We start from the raw sequence: 20,297 nt of genomic DNA, 5'->3' as shown, positions 1-20,297 counted from the left end.
CCGGCCTACTCGGCCGACGCCCTGGCGTGGCGCTCGGACGATTCCAGCGCGGCGGCGATCAGCTTGCGCCGGCGCCAGATGCTGCCGACCACCAGCACGACGAGGACGCCGAGCGCGGCGCAGAAATATTCGCCGCCGGCCCCGCCATGGCCGAATTGCGGCGGGATGCGCAAGGCACCGAGCATGGCGTCGAGCGAGGCACCGAACGGACCGTCGAACAGCGCGTGCAGCCCGGGTGCCACGCCGGGATCGGTCGCGATCACCTCGCCCGCGATCCAGCCGAGCAGCGCCGCACCGGCCCAGACCAGCACCGGCAGCTTTTCGAGCAGCGCCATAATCAGCGCCGCGCCGGCGACGATCAGCGGCACGCTGATGGCAAGACCGAGGATCAGGAGCGGCACGCTGCCATTGGCAGCGGCAGCCACCGCGATGACGTTGTCGAGACTCATGACGATGTCGGCGACCACGACGATCTGGATGGCGTGCCACAGATGCGCGGCGGCATCGACGTCGTCATCGTCCTCGTGCTCCGGCACCAAGAGCTTGGCCGCGATCACGATCAGCGCAAGACCGCCGATCAGCTTGAGGTACGGCAGGCCCATCAGCGTGGCAACGATGCCGGTGAAGATGATCCGCAGCATCACCGCCGCGCCGGCGCCGAAGATCATGCCCCACAGACGGTGTCGCGGCGAGAGGCCGCGGCACGCCAGCGCAATCACCAGCGCGTTGTCGCCGGAGAGCAGGATGTTGATCCAGATGATCTTGCCGACCGCAAGCCAGAAGGTCGGCGCAGCCATCTCGTTGCGAAACTGGGTGAAGAATGCCCCGATCGTCGCGGGATCGAAGATCTGCCAGAGCCAGTCCACAATGAGTCCTTTCGCCCAGTCTTCAACTTACGGCCGATTTGACTTACGGCCGATTGATCAGCCGACGATCTCGTTGCCCGAGAAGAACTGCGCGATCTCGATCGCGGCAGTCTCCGGCGCATCCGAGCCGTGCACCGAATTCTCGCCGATCGACTTTGCGTAGAGCTTGCGGACGGTTCCCTCGGCGGCCTTGGCCGGATCGGTCGCGCCCATCACTTCGCGGTACTTGGCGATGGCGCCCTCGCCTTCCAGCACCTGCACCACGACCGGACCGGAGGTCATGAACTCGACGAGCTCGCCGAAGAACGGGCGCGCCTTGTGGACGGAATAGAAGGTCTCGGCCTGCTCCTTGGTCATGCGGATGCGCTTCTGCGCGACGATCCGCAGACCCGCCTTTTCGATCACGGCATTGACGGCGCCGGTCAGGTTACGCGCGGTCGCGTCGGGCTTGATGATCGAGAAAGTACGTTCGAGGGCCATGATCTGTCCTTGGGAAGAAAGGCGGTGGTTGCCAGGTTGGGGGGGCTTATATCGGCGCCTTCGCCGGACGGCAAGCGAGCGTCCGGACGACCGCGCCGGCGCATCGCCACCGGCGGCCCGGCCGGATCCGGACATGGATTACCGAGATTTCACCCAGATGAACCAAATCTGAAGCCTCCATTCAGGCTTTGGTTCGGCCTGCCGGCTTAAGCTCCTTCCATCGAAACCCAAGTCCGACCATTAAGCGGACCGTTTCGGCGGCCTTTCCATCGACGCGGATGCCCCCGCGCCGGCAGTTTTGAGGAGATCACCATGTTGAGGAAACTTTCGCTTGCCGCTGTCGCTGCGGTTGCGCTCGGAGCCGCGCTGGCCCCGACCTCGGCCTCCGCTCACTGGCATGGCGGCGGTCCGGGCTGGCATGGCGGTGGCGGCTGGCACGGCGGCCACCGCTGGGGCGGACCGCGCTTCTATGCCCCCGTCTCCTACGGCTATGGCGGCTGCTATGTGCGCCGGCTGGTCCCGACCCCCTGGGGACCCCGCTGGCGGCTGATCAACCGCTGCTACTGAGCCCGACAGCACCTTCCTAAAACCCTGAGGTATCTGCGCCCCCACAGATACCTTCCAAGAGGAGCCCCGGCGATCCCCCCGCCGGGGCTTCGCATTTTGGGCGGATGTGACGGGGTTCATGCAATTTTGACGAGAATGGCCGTGATCCCCTCGGAGTGGCGAAACCATTTTGGGGGTCAATGACTTGGTACCGTGTCTTTACTTTGAGAACACGGAACCTGGTGATGGCTGGGCCTTTTGCCAATGACAGCGAACAGATCGACCGGCGCACCAGCCGATCGATCTGCGATGCCGTGGGCGAACGGCTCCAGCAGAGCCTGCGTCCCGAGCCCCGGCTCCCGACGCATCTGGAGCAGCTCCTCAACGAGCTGGAGCGGCGCGACCGCGACGCGCATTGAGCGCGGTCAACGCCGTTGCAGAAACGGGTTGCGTTTGACGGCGGCTGCGGTGACAAGGCCGCATGCTGTCCATTACAGACCTCTCCATCCGCCTCGCCGGACGCCTTCTGATTGACCAGAGTTCCGTGCAGATCACGCCGGGCTCGCGCGTCGGCCTGGTCGGACGCAACGGCACCGGCAAGTCGACGCTGTTCAAGGTGATCCGCGGCGAGCTGGCCGCCGAGCATGGCTCGGTGACCTTGCCGCCGCGCTGGCGGATCGGCAGCCTCGCCCAGGAAGCTCCGAACGGACCGGAAAGCCTGATCTCCGTCGTGCTCAAGGCCGACCTCGAACGCGACGCGCTGCTCACTGAAGCCGAAAGCGCGACCGATCCGCATCGGATCGCCGAGATCCAGACCCGCCTCGTCGACATCGACGCGCATTCGGCGCCGAGCCGTGCCGCCGCGATTCTCTCCGGTCTCGGCTTCTCCGCCGCCGATCAGCTCCGCCCCTGCGCCGAATTCTCCGGCGGCTGGCGCATGCGCGTCGCACTTGCCGCCACCCTGTTCGCGGCGCCCGATCTGTTGCTGCTCGACGAGCCCACCAACTATCTCGACCTCGAAGGCACGTTGTGGCTGGAGGATCACCTCGCGCATTATCCGCGCACCGTGATCGTGATCAGCCACGACCGCGACCTGCTCGAAAGCTCGGTCGACCAGATCCTGCATCTGGAGCGCGGCAAGCTCACGCTCTACAAGGGCAGCTATTCCTCGTTCGAGGAGCAGCGCGCCGCGCGCGAGCTGCTCGATGCCAAGGCCATCAAGCGCCAGGAGGCCGAACGCGCGCGCCTGCAGGCCTTCGTCGACCGCTTCAAGGCCAAGGCCTCGAAAGCCCGGCAGGCGCAGTCGCGCGTCAAGATGCTGGAGCGGCTGAAGCCGATCACGGCGCTGGTCACCGAGGACGTGCGTGAGATCAGCTTTCCCGCGCCGGAAAAGATCCTCTCGCCGCCGATCATCGCAGTCGACAACGCCTCGGTCGGCTACGATCCGGCAAGCCCGGTGCTCAATCGCGTCACCTTGCGCATCGACAACGACGACCGCATCGCGCTGCTCGGTGCCAACGGCAACGGCAAGTCGACGCTGGTCAAGCTGCTGGCCGGACGCCTCGCGCCGTTCTCCGGCAAGGTGACGCGCGCCGACAAGCTGTCGATCGCCTATTTCGCGCAGCACCAGCTCGACGAGCTCAACGAGGACGCCTCCGCCTACGACCACGTCCGCAAGATGATGGGCGATGCGCCCGAAGCGAAAGTGCGGGCGCGCGCCGGCGCGATCGGCTTCTCCGGCAAGGCGGCCGATACCAAGGCCGGCAAATTGTCGGGCGGCGAGAAAGCGCGGCTGCTGCTCGGCCTTGCGACCTTCTTCGGCCCCAACATGATCATCCTGGACGAGCCGACCAACCATCTCGACATCGACAGCCGCGGCGCCTTGGCCGAAGCCATCAACGAATTTCCCGGCGCGGTGATCATGGTCTCGCACGACCGCTATCTGATCGAGGCCTGCGCCGACCGGCTCTGGATCGTCGCCGATCGCACCGTCACCAATTACGACGGCGACCTCGACGAATATCGCCGCCTGGTGCTGTCCACGCGCAACGGCGAGCCCGCCCCGCGCGAGCGCAGCGCGTCAAGCGAAAAGCCGCAGCGCGCAAGGTCGGACAATCGCGGAGGCTTGAAGAAGCGTATCGCCGAGGCCGAGGCCGAGATCGCCCGCGTCACCGAGATCATCGCCAAGATCGACACCGCCCTGGCCCTGCCCGACATCTTCACGCGCGATCCCAAGCAGGCCGCGCAATTGTCGAAGGCGCGCGCCAATGCGGCCGACGCGCTGGCGCGGGCGGAGGAGCAATGGCTGGAGGCGAGCACGCAGTTCGACGAGGCGGCGGGGTAAGCGAGCTCTCGTCTCCCGGACGCGGCGCGGCATGAAATGACGCGACGCAGAGCCGGGACCCATGCGTCAGCGCGCACGCGGCTCAGTCCGCGTACTGCCCGGCTGCCTTGATGATCGGCGCCCAGCGGTCGATCTCGCTCGTCAGCATCGCGCCCAGCGCCTCCGGGGTCGCCTTGTCCTGCGGCACCGGCTCGGTGTTGATGTCGTTGAACCGTGCGATCAAGGCGGGATCCCTGAGCGCCGCCTGCAGCGCCGCCGTCAGCTTCTGGATCACCGCCGGCGGTGTGCCCTTGGGCGCGTAGATGCCGTGCCAGACGCCGAGCTCGAACCCCTTGAGGCCGGCCTCGTCCGCCGTCGGCAGGTCGGGAAGACTCTTCAGCCGCTCCTTGGTGGTGATCGCGTATGCCTTGACCTGCTTGGCCGTGATCGGACCGGTGGTGTTGGTTGCCTGGTCGCAGGTGAGATCGATCTGCTTGCCGAGCAGATCGTTCATGATCGGACCGTTGCCCTTGTACGGCACCGTGGTGAGCTGCTTCTGGATCGCCGTCATGAACAGCATGCCGCAGAGGTGCGATGCCGCACCCAACCCGGCATTGGCGTAGGTCAGCTTGTCGCCCTGCTGCTGGGCGTAGGCGACCAATTCCTTGAGCGTGCCGGCCGGGAAATCCGCACGCGCGATGATGGTCATCGGCGCGTTGGTCACGAGCCCGATCGGCGCAAAGGCCGTCTTGGTGTCATAGCTGAGGTTGCGGTACAGCGTCGCCGCGGTCGAGATGCCGACGTGATGGATCAGCAGCGTGTAGCCGTCCGGCTGGGCGCGCGCGGCGCGGGTCGAGCCGATGGTGCCGCCGGCTCCGGTCGCGTTCTCGACGATGACCTGCTGGCCCAGCGATTTGGCCATGCCCGCCGCGGTCAGCCGCGCGATGGTGTCGGTCGGCCCGCCGGCGGCGAACGGCACCAGCATGGTGATCGGCCTGGTCGGATAGTCCTGGGCGAGCGCCGCGCCGAACGGCAACAGCAGAGCCGACACGAGGGCAATGAACCGCATGGTTTCCTCCGGATTGTTGTTGACGCCATCAAAGCGCATTCCCGGCCGCGCGGCCATCATGAAAGCAACGCATCAGGAGTGTTGCGATCTGTGCCAAGGCGCAAGCGCTACCGATGCCACTGGCGCGTCGGCTCAAGTCCAGCACTCTGTTTTATGCAGCCGCGGGGTAAGGCTTCGTGTCCCGGACGCGACGCGTCATGAAATGTCGCGACGCCAAGCCGGGACCCACTGCAGCGTCCAAGCGGCTGCTGGCCGCCGCGGCGGATCCGCCTTACGCGTGCTTCTTCTTCGGCTTCGCTGCCCTTGGCACCGGCTGCGGGTCCGGATTGCCCTCGATCGAGGACAGCCGTCCGGCCGTGAAGGTGTAGATGCCGGCGCGCGGTCCGGTGGCCCACGTCACCACCGCAACGCGGCGGCCGGCGGCATCGTTGGAGAGGTTGACGCTCGAGGGCGCGCCGATGCCGCGCACCACGTCGCATTCGGTATGGCCGAGCGCGACCGTGCCGCCCATCGGCGCCGGCGTCGTCGATGCGTTGGCATCGGCCGGCCCGGGCGGCGGCGCCATGCCGGGACAGCCGCCGTCGGCGCTGACGAGATCCTCAGCTCTAACCGGCTTGTCGGGGGTCAGCGGCGGCGATTCGATCGAGATGTTCTTGATGAAGAGACGGCCCGGCTTCTGGAACCATTCCGCGTCCTTCGACAACAGATCGCTCCCGCCTGCACAGCCCGCGACCAGCGGTGCTATTGCAGCCAACGCAAACAGGAGCGACGTGGGAAGCTTTTGATGTCGCACGATAAACCAAATTCCCCGCGTGAAGGACCAGCCCTAAGCGATTGTCCCAACATCACTTTGCGGCACGAAGGTGACCAAAGCCAGCATCGCCCGAAAAGTGCAGATTATCATTAATTGCGGACGCCCCTAATTCCGCTTCTGCCACCGGCCCCGCTCGTCGGCCTGCCAATAGGTGACATCAAATCCCCGCGCCTTGCAATCCGTCCAGGCGCTGCGGGCGAGCGCCAGCGCATCCGGGTCGTCGCCGTTGAACAGCAGCACCATGCGCGCATAGCCCTGCGCGTCCTCCGGCAGGGCGGCATTGTCGACCAGAAAGCGGACATGGGCGCCGTTCGGATTGCCCTGCTCGATCGCCAGCACGATCGGCTGATCGGCGGCGTCGCTCACCCGCCATGTCGCGTGCGGCAGAAAGGAATCGTCGCGGTAGGTCCACAAATGCGCGTCGAGCGCGTCGGCGCGTTCCTCCGAGGTCGACTGCACCACGACGCGCCAGCCGCGCTCGAGCGATTTCTCGAGGAAGCGGCGGCAACACGTTCTCCACCGTCATATTTTGCAGATGATAGAACAGGACTTCAGTCATCTCGGCTCATTTGCGTTCATAGTGGTCGGCGACCAGACGGTCGAGCAGACGGACGCCATAGCCGCTGCCCCAGCTCTGGTTGATGTCGGTCTTGGGCGCGCCCATGGCGGTGCCGGCGATGTCGAGATGGGCCCAGGGCGTGCCGTCGACGAAGCGCTGCAGGAACTGCGCCGCCGTGATCGAGCCGCCGTGACGGCCGCCGGTGTTCTTCATGTCGGCGAACTGGGAGTCGATCAGCTTGTCGTATTCCGGACCGAGCGGCATGCGCCAGACCTTGTCCCCGGTTTCGATGCCGGCCGTCAGCAGACGTTCGGCAAGCTCGTCGTTGTTGGAGAACATGCCGGCATGGTCGGTGCCGAGCGCGACCACGATCGCGCCGGTCAGGGTCGCCAGATCGACCATGAATTTCGGCTTCACCTTCTTGGCGACGTACCAGAGCACGTCGGCCAGCACGAGACGGCCTTCGGCGTCGGTGTTGATGATCTCGATGGTCTGGCCCGACATCGAGGTGACGATATCGCCCGGCCGCTGCGCATTGCCGTCGGGCATGTTCTCGACGAGGCCGATGGCGCCGACCACATTGGCCTTGGCCTTGCGCGCCGCCAGCGCGTGCATCAGGCCGACGACGCAGGCTGCGCCGCCCATGTCGCCCTTCATGTCCTCCATGCTGCCGGCCGGCTTGATCGAGATACCGCCGGTGTCGAAGCAGACCCCCTTGCCGACGAAGGCGACCGGCGCCTCGCCCTTCCTGCCGCCGTCCCAGCGCATGATCACGGTCCGGCTCGGCCGCGCCGAGCCCTGGCCGACACCGAGCAGCGCGCCCATGCCGAGCTTTTGCATCGCCTTGACGTCGAGCACCTCGACCTTGACGCCGAGCTTGCGGAGCTGACTGGCGCGGCGCGCGAACTCCTCGGGAAAGAGCACGTTCGGCGGCTCGTTGACGAGGTCGCGCGCGATCATCACGCCGTCGATGACATGGCCGGCCGCGACAAACGCCTTCTTCGCGGCAGCGGCATCGCCGACCGCAAGCGAAATGTCGGCGCGCGAGCCGCCCTCTTCGCCATCCTTCTTCTTGGTCTTATAACGGTCGAACTTGTAGGCGCGTAGGCGCAGGCCGGAGGCGATCGCAACCGCCTGCTCGCTCGTCATCGCGCCCGCCGGCAGTTCCGCCATGACGGTCATGGCGGCAGTCCCGCTGGGAAGCTTGCTCGCCGCCACACCGCCGAATTTGAGGAAATCGTTCGCCTTCAGGCCGGCCCCCTTGCCGGCGCCGATCACGAGCAGGCGGGTGGCCTTCACCCCTTCCGGCGCCAGGATGTCCAGCGCGGCCCCGCTTTTCCCCTTGAAGGCGGCGGCAGCCGCCGCGCGCTTCACGAGATCGACAGCGCCGCCCAGCGCCTTGGCCGTCGCGGGACCGACCTTGAGGCTGTCGTCGCAGAACACGACCAGGATGCCACGGGCGGCTGATGACAACGGGACGAAGCCGACCTTGATGGCATCGGACATGGGTAACTCCTTTAAAAGCCTTGATCTTTTGTCGCTCGCGGCCGTCGCCGGGGCGAGCCCTGAACGACGATTCACTGAGCCTTGCGCACTATGGGCCAGCGGCCGGGCCAATGCCAAGCGCCGCCGTGGCCTCAAGGCCACAACGAGCGAAATATTAACCATATATTGAGGGTGCCACGGGCCAGCCATTTTGTTGACGGATCAAGGGGATGGTAGTGAGAGAGTGAGCTGGCGGAAGAGCCCCGTGGCCAACCTTGGGGATCCCCTGATCGGGGATTGGTTGGGCAAGCGGAATTTCGGCCGACATTGGGGACTTGGTGGGGTTCGTGCGGTAGCGCATGGGGTCGATCGACAGGTATATCTTCCGCACGACGCTGGCGTCGTTTGCGCTGGTCCTGGTCAGCCTCACCGGCGTGATCTGGATTACGCAGGCGTTGCGCGGCATCGACCTGATGACGAGCCAGGGTCAGACCATCCTCACCTTCCTCGGCATCACCAGCCTCGTCGTCCCGGCCCTGGTGCTGATCATCTCGCCGATCGCGCTGATGATCGCGATCTCGCACACGCTGAACAAGCTCGCGACCGATTCCGAGATCATCGTGATGAATGCCGCCGGCTTCTCGCCGTTCCGGCTGTTCTATCCGTTCTTCTACGCCACCTGCGTGGTGGCGCTGCTGGTTGCCTTCATCGCGGCCTATCTCGCCCCCGACGGCATGCGGCAGATCAAGCAGTGGGATGCCGAGATCACCGCCGACGTGCTCACCAACATCCTGCAGCCCGGCCGCTTCGCCCAGCTCGACAAGAACCTCACGATCCGGATTCGCGAACGCCAGCCCGGCGGCGTTCTTGCCGGCATCTTCATCGACGACCGCCGCGATCCGAACGAGCGCGTCTCGATCGTCGCCGAACGCGGCGAGATCGTGAAGAACGACACCGGCTCGTTCCTGGTGCTGGAGACGGGCAATCTGCAGCGCTTCGAGGCGGGCAAGCGCGATCCCGCGCTGGTGGCTTTCGGCCGCTACGGCTTCGACATGTCCAAATTCTCCAACCAGGGCCGCGACGTCACCCTCGGCATCCGCGAGCGCTATCTCTGGGAGCTGTTCTCGCCGTCCGAGGACGATCCCGTCTACAAGCAGATTCCCGGGCAATTCCGCTCGGCCCTGCATGACAGCCTGCTCGCGCCGATCTATCCCTTCGCCTTTGCCGTGCTGACCTTCGCCTTCCTCGGCGCGCCGCGCACCACCCGCCAGAGCCGCAACTTCTCGATCGGCTCGTCGATCATCGCGGTGTTCGGGCTGCGCATGGCAGGCTTTGCCTGCTCGGTGATGGCGGTGAAGTCGTCGGGCCCGGTGCTGGTGCAATACGCGATGGTGTTCAGCGCCATCGGCGTCGGGTTGTGGATGATCATCAGCGGCGTCGTGGTCGAGCCGCCCCCGGCCTGATGGAGGCCATCAACAGGTCGAACGCGCGCATCGCGCGGCTGTTCGGACGTCCGGCCACCGCATGAGCATGCTGACCAACACACTCGGGCGCTATTTCGCCGGCCGCTTCGTGGTCGCGGCGCTCGGCGTGTTCGCGAGCATCTTCCTGCTGCTGGTGCTGGTCGACTACATCGAGATGGTGCGCAAGACCTCTGGCCTTGCCTCTGCCTCGGCGCTCATGGTGGCCGAGACCTCGCTGTTCCGGGTGCCGCAGCTCTTGGAGAAGCTGACGCCGTTCTGCATGCTGATCGGCGCCATGACCTGCTATCTGGCCCTCTCCCGCCGGCTCGAGGCTCGTGGTCGCCCGCGCCGCCGGCATCTCCGCATGGCAGTTCATCGCGCCGGCGCTCGGCAGTGCGCTCCTGATCGGCGTGATCGCCACCGTCGCCTACAATCCGATGTCGGCCAATCTGCGCGAGGCCTCCAAGCGCATGGAGGCCGAGCTGTTCGGCTCGGCGCCCGGCGGCGGCATCCAGGACGCTTCCGGCTTCTGGCTCAATCAGGTGACCAGCGACGGCCAGACCATCATCAACGCGGCGCGCAGCGAGCAGCAGGGCGTCCGGCTCACGGGGTTGACGCTGTTCCGGTTCGACCCGGACCAGCACTTCAAGGAACAGGGTCGAGGCGCGCGAGGCGACGCTTCGAGGCCGGCCGCTGGCTGTTCAAGGGGGTCCGCCGCTTCTCGCTGGACGCCCCACCGATCGACCAGGCCAGCCTGGAGATTCCGACGACACTGACTGAGGCGCAGGTCCGCAACAGCTTTTCCACCCCCGAGACTGTGTCCTTTTGGCAACTACCGAGCTACATCCGCTCGTCCGAAAGCTCGGGCTTCGCGACAGCCGGATACCGACTCCAGTATCAGAAGCTTCTGGCGCAGCCGTTTTTGCTTGCGGCCATGGTGATGCTCGCGGCCTCCGTGTCGTTGCGCTTCTTCCGGATGGGCGGCGTGCAAAAGATGGTTTTGAGTGGCGTGGGCGCAGGCTTTCTGCTCTACGTTCTGTCGAAAGTAACTGAGGATCTGAGCAAGGCTGAGTTGATGCATCCGATCGCTGCGGCGTGGTTGCCCGTTGTAGTGGGCGGCCTCACCGGCTTTTTGGCCTTGCTCTATCAGGAGGACGGTTAGTGAGTGCCGTCCAACGAGGGCTCGTGTCTCGTTTGACGCGGCGCATTTTGGTGCGCGCGAACGGATGCGGCTTGTCCAGGCTGCTGCTCGCCGTCGTGACCGCTGCCTCGCTCGGCGGGCTGATCGACGTTGCCGCCGTGACGCCGGCCTCCGCCCAATATACCTACAATCCGCTGCCGCCGCGTCCGAAGCCGCCCAAGGCCCCCAACGACAACCAGATGCTGGTTCAGGCGACCGAGGTCGACTACGACTACAATAATTCGCGCGTCTCCGCGGTCGGCAACGTCCAGCTGTTCTACAACGGCACCAGCGTCGAGGCCGACAGGGTCATCTACGACCAGAAGACCAAGCGGCTGCATGCCGAAGGCAACATCCGCATGACGGATGCCGACGGCAAGATCACTTATGCCGAGATCATGGATCTCTCCGACGATTACCGCGACGGTTTCGTCGATTCGCTGCGCGCGGACACCGCCGACCAGACCCGCATGGCCGCGAGCCGCGCCGACCGCTCCAGCGGCAATTACACGGTGTTCGAGAACGGCGTCTACACGGCCTGCGCGCCGTGTCGGGACGATCCGAAGAAGCCGCCGCTGTGGCAGGTCAAGGGTGCGCGCATCATCCACGATCAGCAGGAGAAGATGCTGTATTTCGAGACGGCACAGATCGAATTCTTCGGCGTGCCGCTCGCCTACATGCCCTATTTCTCGACGCCCGACCCGACCGTGAAGCGCAAGTCCGGCTTCCTGATGCCGGGTTATATTTCCGGCACGGAGAACACGGGCTATGGCGTCGAGGTTCCCTATTATTGGGCGATTGCGCCCGACATGGACGCGACATTCACCCCCGCTTCTTGTCTCGGCAAGGCGTGCTGCTGCAGGGCGAATTCCGTCAGCGCCTGATCGACGGCGCCTACCAGATCCGCGCTTACGGCATCAACCAGCTCGATCCCGGCGCGTTCTCCGGCCAGCCCGGCGACCGCGACTTCCGCGGCGCCGTCGACACCAAGGGTCAGTTCGCGCTGAACGACAAATGGGTCTGGGGCTGGGACGGCGTCCTGATGTCCGACTATTATTTCTTCTCGGACTACCGGCTCTATCAGTACCGCGATCCGCTCGGCTCGTTCCTGCTGCTGCCGACGGAGGCGCTGTCGCAGCTCTATCTGACCGGCGTCGGCAACCGCAGCTTCTTCGACGCGCGCACGATGTACTGGCTGAGCTATTCGGGCAACCAGAGCCAGGTGCCGATCGTCTATCCGGTGATCGACTATTCCAACGTGCTCAACTATCCGGTCTTCGGCGGCGAAGTCAGCTACAAGACCAATTTCGTCAACCTGTCGCGTGACCAGGCGGTGTTCGATCCGATCACGACGACCGCCAATACCAGCAGCCTGTGCACGACGGCGTCGGCCGATCCGCTCGCCCGCATGCCCTCGCAGTGCCTGCTGCGCGGCTTCGCCGGCACCTACACCCGCCTCACGGCGGAAGCGCAGTGGCGCAAGTCCTTCACCGATCCGTTCGGCCAGATCTGGACGCCGTTCGCGAGCCTGCGTGCCGACGCGATCAACTCCTCGGTCTCCAACCAGCCGGGCGTGTCGAACTATCTTCCCGTCGGCGACACCCAGGCGTTCCGCCTGATGCCGACCGTGGGCCTCGAATACCGCTACCCCTTCATCAACATTCAACCCTGGGGATCGACCACGGTCGAGCCGATCGCGCAGATCATCATCCGGCCGAACGAGACCTATGCCGGCCGGCTTCCGAACGAGGACGCCCAGAGCCTGGTGTTCGACGCCTCGAACCTGTTCAGCGTCGACAAGTTCTCCGGCTACGACCGCGTCGAGGGCGGCGGCCGCGCCAATGTCGGCGTGCAGTCCACCACGCAGTTCGACCGGGGCGGCGCGGTCAAGGTGCTGTTCGGCCAGTCCTACCAGCTGTTCGGCTTGAACTCCTTCGCGGTCAACGACGCCATGAACACCGGCCTCGATTCCGGCCTGGACAAGCCGCGTTCCGATTACGTCGCGAGCACGAGCTACTCGCCCAACAGCACCTACACGTTCAGCGTCCGCTCCCGCATGGACGAGCAGACCTGGAACGTGCAACGCTTCGAGGCGGAAGGCCGCGCCAACTTCAATCGCTGGGCGGTCAGCGTGGTGTACGGCAATTACGCAGCTCAGCCGGAACTCGGCTATCTCGCGCGCCGCGAGGGCATCCTGACCACGGGCTCGCTGAAGGTGGCGACCAACTGGGTGGTGTCGGGCTCGGCGCGCTGGGATCTCGAGGCCAACAAGATCAACCAATATGTGCTCGGTGCCGGCTATGTCGACGATTGCTTCGTGCTGGCGGCGAACTACGTAACTTCGTATAGTTATTCCGCGGGCACCGCGCCGCCCACGCTGAGCCACGCGTTCATGTTCCAGATCGGTCTGCGCACGCTGGCGACCTCGTCGGCGAGCAGCAGTTCCGCCGGCCTCCAGTGAACGGTTTGAAGTGCCGGCCGCGCTTGCCCCCTCACAGGCTCGACGCGGCTGACATGCGAGCGACAATCATGACGACCCCATTGCCCGTCTTCCGCCTCCTGCTTGCCATCGGTGCCGGGCTGATCCTCACCGGACTGCCCTCGCCGTCGCGCGCGCAGAACATCGTCGTCATGGTCAACGGCGATCCGATCACCGATTTCGACATCGAGCAGCGCTCCAAGCTCGACCAGCTGACGACGCAGAAGACCCCGAGCCGGCAGGACGTCATCAACCAGCTGATCGACGACAAGGTGAAGATCAAGGAGGGCAAGAAGTACGGGGTCGATCCCAGCGCCTCCGACATCAACCAGTCCTTCGAGGGCATGGCGCAGCGCATGCGCATCACGTCGGACCAGCTCGCCAAGTCGCTCGAATCCAAAGGCCTCCGCCCCGAAACGCTGAAGAGCCGCATGAGGGCCGAGATGGTCTGGTCCAGCCTCGTGCGGGGCCGCTTCAAGGAGAAGCTGCTCGTCGGCGAGCGCGACGTCGCGCAGGCCGTGCAGGCCCAGACCGGCGACAAGCTGCAGGTCGAAGGCACCGAGTACAAGATGCAGCCGATCGTGCTGATCGTGCCGCGCGGCTCCTCGCCGGCGTTCCTGGAGACCCGGAAGAAGGAAGCCGAGAGCTATCGCGCGCGCGTCGGCAGCTGCGAGGAAGCCAATTCGCTGTTCCGCTCGACGCCGAACGCCACCATTCGGGACGCCGTCACCAAGACCACCGCCGAACTGCCGGAGGCGCTGCGCAAGGTGCTCGATGATACCCCGATCGGCCATCTGACCGCGCCCGAGCTGACCAAGAACGGCATCGAGATGGTGGTGCTGTGCTCACGCAAGCCGACCATGATCGACACGCCGAAGAAGCGCGAGGTCCGCGAGAAGATGTATCAGGAGAAATACGAGAAGACCCAGAAGGCCTATCTCGACGAGCTCCGCAAGGCGGCGATGATCGAATATCGCAACCGCTGATGGCCGATCGCGCAGCAAAGCCGCTTTCCCTTCCTCTTGCCCTGACCCTGGGAGAGCCGGCCGGCATCGGCCCCGACATCACGATCGCAGCCTGGCTGCGGCGCCGCGAGCTGAACCTGCCCGCCTTCTATCTGCTCGGTGACGAGGCACTGATCGCGCGCCGCGCCAAGGCGCTCGCCCCGTCGCTGGGGGCCGGCGTCAGGACCGTGGCGGTGAGTCCCGGTGAGGCGGCTTCCGCCTTCACCGATGCCCTGCCCGTGGTCGCCACCGGCGAGCGCGCGACCGCCGAGCCTGGCAAGCCCGACGCAACGAGCGCGCCGGCCGCGCTCGCCTCGATCCGGCAAGCGGTTACGGATGTGCGCGAGGGCCGCGCCAGCGCCGTCGTCACCAATCCGATCGCCAAGAGCGTGCTCTACCGCGCCGGCTTCCGTCATCCCGGCCACACCGAATTCCTCGCCGAGCTCGCCGCAGAGGGCGGGCGCGTGCCGCAGCCGGTGATGATGCTATGGTCGCCGCAACTCGCCGTGGTGCCCGTGACCATTCACGTCTCGATCCGCGATGCCCTGGTCCAGCTCACCAGCGAGCTGATCGTCGCGACCGTGCGCATCGTCGCAACCGAGCTGAAATCCCGTTTTGGCATCGCGCGGCCGCGCATCGCGGTCTCCGGCCTCAATCCGCATGCCGGCGAGGACGGCTCGCTCGGCCATGAGGAGCAGACCATCATCGCGCCGGCGCTGAAAGTCTTGCGCAATGACGGCATCGAGACCAGGGGTCCGCTGCCCGCCGACACCCTGTTCCACGAGGCCGCGCGCAGCACCTATGACTGCGCCATCTGCATGTATCACGACCAGGCGCTGATCCCGATCAAGACGGTCGCGTTCGACAACGCGGTCAATGTCACGCTCGGCCTGCCCTTCGTCCGCACCTCGCCCGATCACGGCACCGCCTTCGACATCGCCGGCACGGCCAAGGCCAACCCGGCGAGCCTGATCGCAGCCTTGAGGCTCGCCAGCCGGATGGCGGCTTCACCAAGCTCACAAAGCTGATGAGCGCGATCGACGACCTCCCGCCGCTGCGCGAGGTCATTCGCCGGCACGCGCTGTCGGCGCGCAAGTCGCTCGGCCAGAACTTCCTGCTCGATCTCAACCTCACGGCGCGCATCGCGCGCGCCGCGGCGCCGCTCGAGGATTCCACCATCGTCGAGATCGGCCCCGGCCCGGGCGGGCTGACGCGCGCCCTTCTGGCGCTCGGCGCGCGGCGGGTCATCGCCATCGAGCACGACGAGCGCGCGATCCCGGCCTTGCAGGATATTTCCGCACGCTATCCCGGCAGGCTCGAGATCGTGCATGGCGACGCCATGACATTCGATCCGCGCCCGTTGCTCGATGGCGAGCGAGCCAGGATCGTCGCCAACCTGCCCTACAACATCGCGACCCAGCTCCTGATCAACTGGCTCACCAGCGAGCCCTGGCCGCCCTGGTACGACATGATGGTGCTGATGTTCCAGCGCGAGGTCGGCGAGCGCATCGTGGCGCACGAGGACGAGGAGGCCTATGGCCGGCTCGGCGTGCTCGCCAACTGGCGCTGCGAGACCAAGATCCTGTTCGACATCGCGCCGTCCGCGTTCGTGCCGCCGCCCAAGGTCACCTCCTCCGTGGTGCGCCTCAAGCCGCGCGCAGAGCCGCTTGCCTGCGATCGCAAGCTGCTCGAACAGGTCGCCGCCGCCGCCTTCGGCCAGCGCCGCAAGATGCTGCGGCAGAGCCTGAAGTCGCTCGGCGTCGATCCGGCGCGGCTCGCGCAGGCCGCCGGCGTCGATGCGACCCGGCGCGCGGAGACCATTCCCATCTCCGGCTTTGTTGCCATGGCGCGCGAATTGGCGGATATACGCAGCGAAACCGCGTAACCAAGAATTCCGGAGGAAAGAAAATGGCGCTGATGCGCAGGCAGTCCCTGGTCAAGTTCGATGCGCCCTTGTGCGAGACCATCGTCGACACGCCGAAGCCGCAAGGCCGCGAGGTGCTGGTGCGCATCGAGCGCTGCGGCCTCTGCCATTCCGACCTGCATATCCAGGACGGCTATGCCGATCTCGGCGGCGGCAAGAAGCTCGACACCACGCGCGGCATGACGCTGCCGTTCACCCTGGGCCACGAGATCGCCGGCGTGGTCGACGAGGTCGGCCCTGACGTGCCGGCCAGTCTCGTCGGCGCCAAGAAGGCCGTCTTCCCCTGGATCGGCTGCGGCCAGTGCCGCGATTGCGCCAATGGCGACGAGAATCTCTGCGTGAAGCAGCGCTTCCTCGGCGTCTCCATCGACGGCGGCTTTGCCACCCACGTGCTGGTGCCCGACGCGAAATACCTGCTCGACTACGATCCCCTGCCCGTCAACCAGGCTGCGACCTTGATGTGCTCCGGCGTCACCGCCTACGGCGCGCTCAAGCGCCTGGTCGACCGTCCGCGCCAGCGCAACCTGTTGCTGATCGGTCTCGGCGGCGTCGGCATGATGGGACTGTCGTTCGCCCAGGCGATGTTCAAGCAGCCGATCACGGTCGCCGACCTCTCGCCGGCCGCGCGCGACACCGCGCTGAAGAACGGCGCCGCGGTCGCCTACGACCCGTCCGAACCCGACGTGATCAAGCGCATCCTGAAGGAGACCGAAGGCGGCTTCGACGAGATCGTCGATTTCGCCGGCAACGAGAAGTCGATGGCCTTTGCGGTCGCGGTCGCCGCGCGCGGCGGCAAGATCGTGGTCTCCGGCCTGATGGGCGGCCAGTTCACGCTGCCGATGGTGCAGTGGGTCTACAAGCGCATGACCATCGAGGGCTTCATGGTCGGCACGCTCGCCGAGGCCCACGAGCTGATGGCGCTGGCGCGCGCCGGCAAGATCAAGCCGACGCCGATGCGCGAGGAGCCGATGGGCGACGTCCAGAAATGGATCGACGAGCTTCGTGCCGGCAAGGTCGTCGGCCGCATCGTGCTGAAGAACTGACCGATCGCTTGTTGCGGGCCCGGCGCAAGTTGGGCCCGCGGCACGGAACGCCTTCGGTCTCGCCGCGTTGGCAGCGCATGTCCATTCGGTGCACCGTCGAAAGCGCATTCTTCATCGCCTGGAGCTGCCTCGAGCAGAGCGGCGAGCTCGGCCCGCCGGACGAGAGCGCGAACTTCCTTCTCGACGCCATCGAAGCCCAGCTCAGGACCGGCGAACGCCGGCAGCTGATGCTCGCCAACAGGGCGATCGACGCCTATCGCGCCCACGCAGCCGAACGCCGCTCCACGGCAGACCGCGAAGCACGGGTCGGATGACGTTCATCGCCGCCGTCGGGCTCCGGGGCAAAGACCTGCGCGCGAACTTTTCGGCCCCCGAGCCACCCCTTGTGTGCACTTTGGAACCGTTGGTTCCGCCACGGAAACGTAGGGTTGCGACCGGCGCCGATTCCCGGCCAGCCAAGAGAAGAAACTGTGACCGGTCGGCCCCCGAACGATCTGCTCCGGCAGCTCGCCCCCCGAGATTTCGAGCTTCTTGCACCTCATCTCCAGCCGGTCGACGTCGAGGCGGGCCACATCCTGCATCACGCCGGCGACACCGTCGCGGCGGTTCATTTCCCCTGCGGTCCCACGCTGGTGTCGTTCGCCGTTCCGGTCGAGGATGATCGCGAGGTCGAAGGCCTGCTGGTGGGACGCGAGGGTGCCGTGGGCGTCGCCGCCGGCCGCAATCCTTCGCTCGCCTATTCCCGCATCGTCGTGAAGCTCGGCGGCACGCTCGTTCGGCTGCCGCAGCGCGCGCTCGAGCAGGCGCAGCAGAGGTCGACCGCGCTGCAAGAGGCGTTCTCGCGCTATGCTGATTGCCAGTTCGCGCAATTGCTGCAGAACGCGGCCTGCAACGCCGCGCATTCGATCGAGCAGCGCGCCGCCAAGTGGATCATCTCCGCGCAGGAGCGGATCGGCCAGGCCGAGATCCCCCTCACCCACGAGCAGCTCGCCGGCATGCTCGGCGTCTCCCGCAGCTATGCCAGCCGCGTCATCCAGATGTTCAAGGCACGGCGCATCCTCGCCACCCGGCGCGGCGCCATCCTGATCCTCGACGCGGCGGCGCTCGAGGCTAGGGCCTGCTGCTGCAACGATTGGGTGAAGAAGCATTGTGACGAAGTGCTGGGCGCAGCAGTTGACGGCAGCTAACGCCTGTAACTTCAGACCTGTGGCGGCGACTGCCGCCTCTGGTGCAGATAGGCCGGGCTGAAATCGCCGAGCCGCTGCAAGTCGCGCCATTTCAGCACGATCAGCTCGCCCTCACGCAGATCCATGGCGCCGCTGCGCCGGAGCTCGGCGAGCGTCCGGTTCACGGTCGCGATCGCCATGCCCAGCGTCTCGCCGAGCTGCACCAGGCTGATCGGCAACAGGCAGCGATTGCCGCGGACGAGCTGCGCGGCACGGGCGCGGTAGAACAGCTCGCAGAACAGGTGAGCCATGCGCGCCTGCATCGGCCGGGCGCTGTTGTTGGTGATGGCTTCGCGAAAGATCGCGGCATCGAGCAGCGTCTCGCGCCAGACGGCCAGCGCAAAGGTCGGCCGCCGCCGGAACGCGATGAACAATTCGCGATGCGGGATGAAGGCGACCGAGGCGGGCCCCACCGCGCTCAATCCGTGGTCCATCTGGTCGATGAACAGGCCCTGCGCGTCGGGCAGGTCGCCGGTGAGGTGGAAGGCGAGATATTGTCGGCCGCCGCCGCCGAGCAGATGGTAGCGCGCGACCATGCCCGAGACGACCAGCACCGAATGTTCGGGTTCGTCGCCCTGTCGGATGAAATCCTCGTTCGACTCGAAATCGCGCATCGTGAAAGTGAGTGCGCAGATCTCGGCGAGATCCTCCGCTGCGAGCGCGGTGTGTTCGCACAGGTTCCGGATCAGCACGTCGTGGGCTTTTTCCATTGGTCCGCCAAAAAACGCGCCGGTTCTATCAAATGATACGTCCGGCTTGGATTGAGCGGACTAGAACGCATCTCGGAAGCAGAGGTTGCTAATCGATCTCGGACCGTACCGGGTCGCATCCACACCGTCATCTCGACGAGCCGCCATTCATGAGCCCTACGACGATCCTGGAACGTATCCGCGGCCTGTTCGCGGCGGATACCAGCGAGCACCTCGACAGCATCAACGATGCCTTCGTCCAGGGCGCGCTGAAGCAGCCGGTCCGGCCGATGTCCGATCAGGAGCTTGCCCGCGCCATTCGCGAGTTCCACTCTGCGCCCGTCTCCGACTGGACCCTCGCAAAGCTCTCGCGCCGCTTCGTCGAGGCATGCGGGTCGCGCGACGATTGAACCGGTACGCGAGGCTCATGCCGCATCCGAAGTTCATCGCGCGTCTGCAGGCCATCGAAGACCTGTCCGAGGACGAACGCCGAGAGATCGCCGCCCTGCCCTCCACGCTGCGCCAGGTCGCCGACGGGGAGATCGTGCTGCGCCAGGGCGAGCCCGTCTCGCGCTGCGTCTTCGTCGTGCACGGCTTCCTCTACCAGGCCCGCATCGTCGGCGACCGCAGCCAGATCCTCGCCTTTCACGTTCCCGGCGACATGCCCTGCCTGCACACGCTGCTGGTCGCGCCGATGGATGCCGACCTCGTCGGCCTCGGACCGACCATCGTCGGCACGGTCGCGCACAGCCAACTCAAGCAGCTTCTCGACGGCTCGATGCATTTGACTCGCGCGTTCTGGCGCGAGACGCTGATCGATGCGGCGATCTCGCGGCAATGGATCGCCCGCCTCGGTGCGCAGGCCGCCCTGGCCAGGGTCGCGCACCTCATCTGCGAGCTCGCCGCACGGCTGGAGATGGTCGGCCTCGTTACGGACGGCTGCTTCCAGATGCCGATGACGCAGCGGCACGTTGCAGATGCCTGCGGCCTGTCGATCGTCCACGTCAATCGCACCATCCAGGAGCTGAGGCATCGCAGGTTGATCGCTTGGGAGGGCAGCGAGATCGAGCTGCTGCAACCCGAGGAGCTGCGCAAGCTTGCGGATTTCACGCCCGACTATCTGACGTGAGCGCGGCCGACGTGAGAG

17 protein-coding genes and 4 pseudogenes are annotated in these 20,297 nt (G+C 66.0%); 14 read left to right on the top strand and 7 right to left on the bottom strand.

The features are described from left to right. Positions 1–5 precede the first annotated feature (5 nt). Complete coding sequence (locus ACETMP_RS04545) at positions 6–866, bottom strand: TerC family protein (RefSeq protein ID WP_028136817.1); 861 nt, start codon at positions 864–866, stop codon at positions 6–8. A gap of 57 nt (positions 867–923) precedes the next feature. Further along, positions 924–1,346, bottom strand: a complete 423-nt coding sequence (gene ndk / locus ACETMP_RS04540) for a nucleoside-diphosphate kinase (RefSeq protein ID WP_028136818.1) — start codon at positions 1,344–1,346, stop codon at positions 924–926. 312 nt (positions 1,347–1,658) lie between these two features. Here ndk and ACETMP_RS04535 point away from each other — a divergent pair, with 312 nt between their 5' ends. The 3 genes from ACETMP_RS04535 (at position 1,659) to ACETMP_RS04525 (ending at position 4,236) form a co-directional block, all read left to right on the top strand. Continuing rightward, the gene (locus tag ACETMP_RS04535) at positions 1,659–1,913 is read left to right on the top strand and encodes a sulfur globule protein precursor (protein ID WP_257180360.1); all 255 of its coding nucleotides are present in this window, start codon (positions 1,659–1,661) and stop codon (positions 1,911–1,913) included. Positions 1,914–2,137: 224 nt separating this feature from the next. Further along, positions 2,138–2,311: a hypothetical protein gene (locus tag ACETMP_RS04530; RefSeq protein WP_375160043.1), complete on the top strand. Its 174-nt coding sequence runs from the start codon at positions 2,138–2,140 to the stop codon at positions 2,309–2,311. 62 nt (positions 2,312–2,373) lie between these two features. Continuing rightward, positions 2,374–4,236: an ABC-F family ATP-binding cassette domain-containing protein gene (locus ACETMP_RS04525; RefSeq protein ID WP_375160042.1), complete on the top strand. Its 1,863-nt coding sequence runs from the start codon at positions 2,374–2,376 to the stop codon at positions 4,234–4,236. A gap of 82 nt (positions 4,237–4,318) precedes the next feature. On the opposite strand, the gene ACETMP_RS04520 is transcribed toward ACETMP_RS04525, so the two are convergent. The 4 genes and pseudogenes from ACETMP_RS04520 to ACETMP_RS04505 all read right to left on the bottom strand — a co-directional run bounded on the left by ACETMP_RS04520 (position 4,319) and on the right by ACETMP_RS04505 (position 8,163). Further along, positions 4,319–5,284 carry a tripartite tricarboxylate transporter substrate binding protein BugD gene (locus tag ACETMP_RS04520; RefSeq protein ID WP_375160041.1) on the bottom strand — a complete coding sequence of 322 codons (966 nt, stop codon included), beginning with the start codon at positions 5,282–5,284 and terminating at the stop codon, positions 4,319–4,321. A 271-nt stretch (positions 5,285–5,555) separates the two neighbouring features. Continuing rightward, positions 5,556–6,038: a hypothetical protein gene (locus ACETMP_RS04515; RefSeq protein ID WP_375161838.1), complete on the bottom strand. Its 483-nt coding sequence runs from the start codon at positions 6,036–6,038 to the stop codon at positions 5,556–5,558. A 165-nt stretch (positions 6,039–6,203) separates the two neighbouring features. Further along, a pseudogene (locus ACETMP_RS04510) lies at positions 6,204–6,657 on the bottom strand (DNA polymerase III subunit chi). Positions 6,658–6,663: 6 nt separating this feature from the next. Beyond that, positions 6,664–8,163: a leucyl aminopeptidase gene (locus tag ACETMP_RS04505; protein WP_375160040.1), complete on the bottom strand. Its 1,500-nt coding sequence runs from the start codon at positions 8,161–8,163 to the stop codon at positions 6,664–6,666. 338 nt (positions 8,164–8,501) lie between these two features. Here ACETMP_RS04505 and lptF point away from each other — a divergent pair. The 9 genes and pseudogenes from lptF to ACETMP_RS04460 all read left to right on the top strand — a co-directional run bounded on the left by lptF (position 8,502) and on the right by ACETMP_RS04460 (position 18,422). Further along, positions 8,502–9,670: pseudogene (gene lptF, locus ACETMP_RS04500) on the top strand (LPS export ABC transporter permease LptF). After that, positions 9,667–10,767, top strand: a pseudogene (gene lptG / locus ACETMP_RS04495) (LPS export ABC transporter permease LptG). The pseudogenes lptF and lptG overlap by 4 nt, the downstream one beginning before the upstream one ends. Next, a pseudogene (locus ACETMP_RS04490) lies at positions 10,767–13,246 on the top strand (LPS-assembly protein LptD). Before lptG ends, ACETMP_RS04490 begins: the two co-directional pseudogenes overlap by 1 nt. Positions 13,247–13,314: 68 nt before the next feature. Next, positions 13,315–14,250 (top strand): SurA N-terminal domain-containing protein, encoded by a 936-nt coding sequence (locus tag ACETMP_RS04485; RefSeq protein WP_375160039.1) that lies wholly within the window; start codon positions 13,315–13,317, stop codon positions 14,248–14,250. Beyond that, the gene (gene pdxA, locus ACETMP_RS04480; RefSeq protein WP_375160038.1) at positions 14,250–15,296 is read left to right on the top strand and encodes a 4-hydroxythreonine-4-phosphate dehydrogenase PdxA; all 1,047 of its coding nucleotides are present in this window, start codon (positions 14,250–14,252) and stop codon (positions 15,294–15,296) included. Before ACETMP_RS04485 ends, pdxA begins: the two co-directional genes overlap by 1 nt. After that, positions 15,296–16,153 (top strand): 16S rRNA (adenine(1518)-N(6)/adenine(1519)-N(6))-dimethyltransferase RsmA, encoded by an 858-nt coding sequence (rsmA, locus tag ACETMP_RS04475; protein WP_375160037.1) that lies wholly within the window; start codon positions 15,296–15,298, stop codon positions 16,151–16,153. Before pdxA ends, rsmA begins: the two co-directional genes overlap by 1 nt. Positions 16,154–16,176: 23 nt before the next feature. Beyond that, a complete protein-coding gene (locus ACETMP_RS04470; protein WP_375160036.1) occupies positions 16,177–17,235 on the top strand; it encodes an alcohol dehydrogenase in 1,059 nt (352 codons plus the stop codon). A 77-nt stretch (positions 17,236–17,312) separates the two neighbouring features. Next, complete coding sequence (locus ACETMP_RS04465) at positions 17,313–17,549, top strand: hypothetical protein (RefSeq protein WP_257180376.1); 237 nt, start codon at positions 17,313–17,315, stop codon at positions 17,547–17,549. A 156-nt stretch (positions 17,550–17,705) separates the two neighbouring features. Beyond that, positions 17,706–18,422 carry a Crp/Fnr family transcriptional regulator gene (locus ACETMP_RS04460; protein WP_375160035.1) on the top strand — a complete coding sequence of 239 codons (717 nt, stop codon included), beginning with the start codon at positions 17,706–17,708 and terminating at the stop codon, positions 18,420–18,422. Positions 18,423–18,433: 11 nt separating this feature from the next. On the opposite strand, the gene ACETMP_RS04455 is transcribed toward ACETMP_RS04460, so the two are convergent. Further along, positions 18,434–19,171 (bottom strand): Crp/Fnr family transcriptional regulator, encoded by a 738-nt coding sequence (locus tag ACETMP_RS04455; RefSeq protein ID WP_375160034.1) that lies wholly within the window; start codon positions 19,169–19,171, stop codon positions 18,434–18,436. Positions 19,172–19,320: 149 nt separating this feature from the next. Between ACETMP_RS04455 and ACETMP_RS04450 the strand changes: the two genes are divergently transcribed. Then, a complete protein-coding gene (locus tag ACETMP_RS04450; protein WP_375160033.1) occupies positions 19,321–19,560 on the top strand; it encodes a hypothetical protein in 240 nt (79 codons plus the stop codon). Between the two features lie 17 nt (positions 19,561–19,577). Next, positions 19,578–20,279 (top strand): Crp/Fnr family transcriptional regulator, encoded by a 702-nt coding sequence (locus ACETMP_RS04445; RefSeq protein WP_375160032.1) that lies wholly within the window; start codon positions 19,578–19,580, stop codon positions 20,277–20,279. Positions 20,280–20,297 lie beyond the last annotated feature (18 nt).

Source organism: Bradyrhizobium dasycarpum, assembly GCF_042019905.1.
GTDB lineage: Bacteria > Pseudomonadota > Alphaproteobacteria > Rhizobiales > Xanthobacteraceae > Bradyrhizobium > Bradyrhizobium japonicum_B.
Note: the sequence above shows the minus strand (reverse complement) of the source record. Positions and strands in the feature narration are given on the sequence as shown.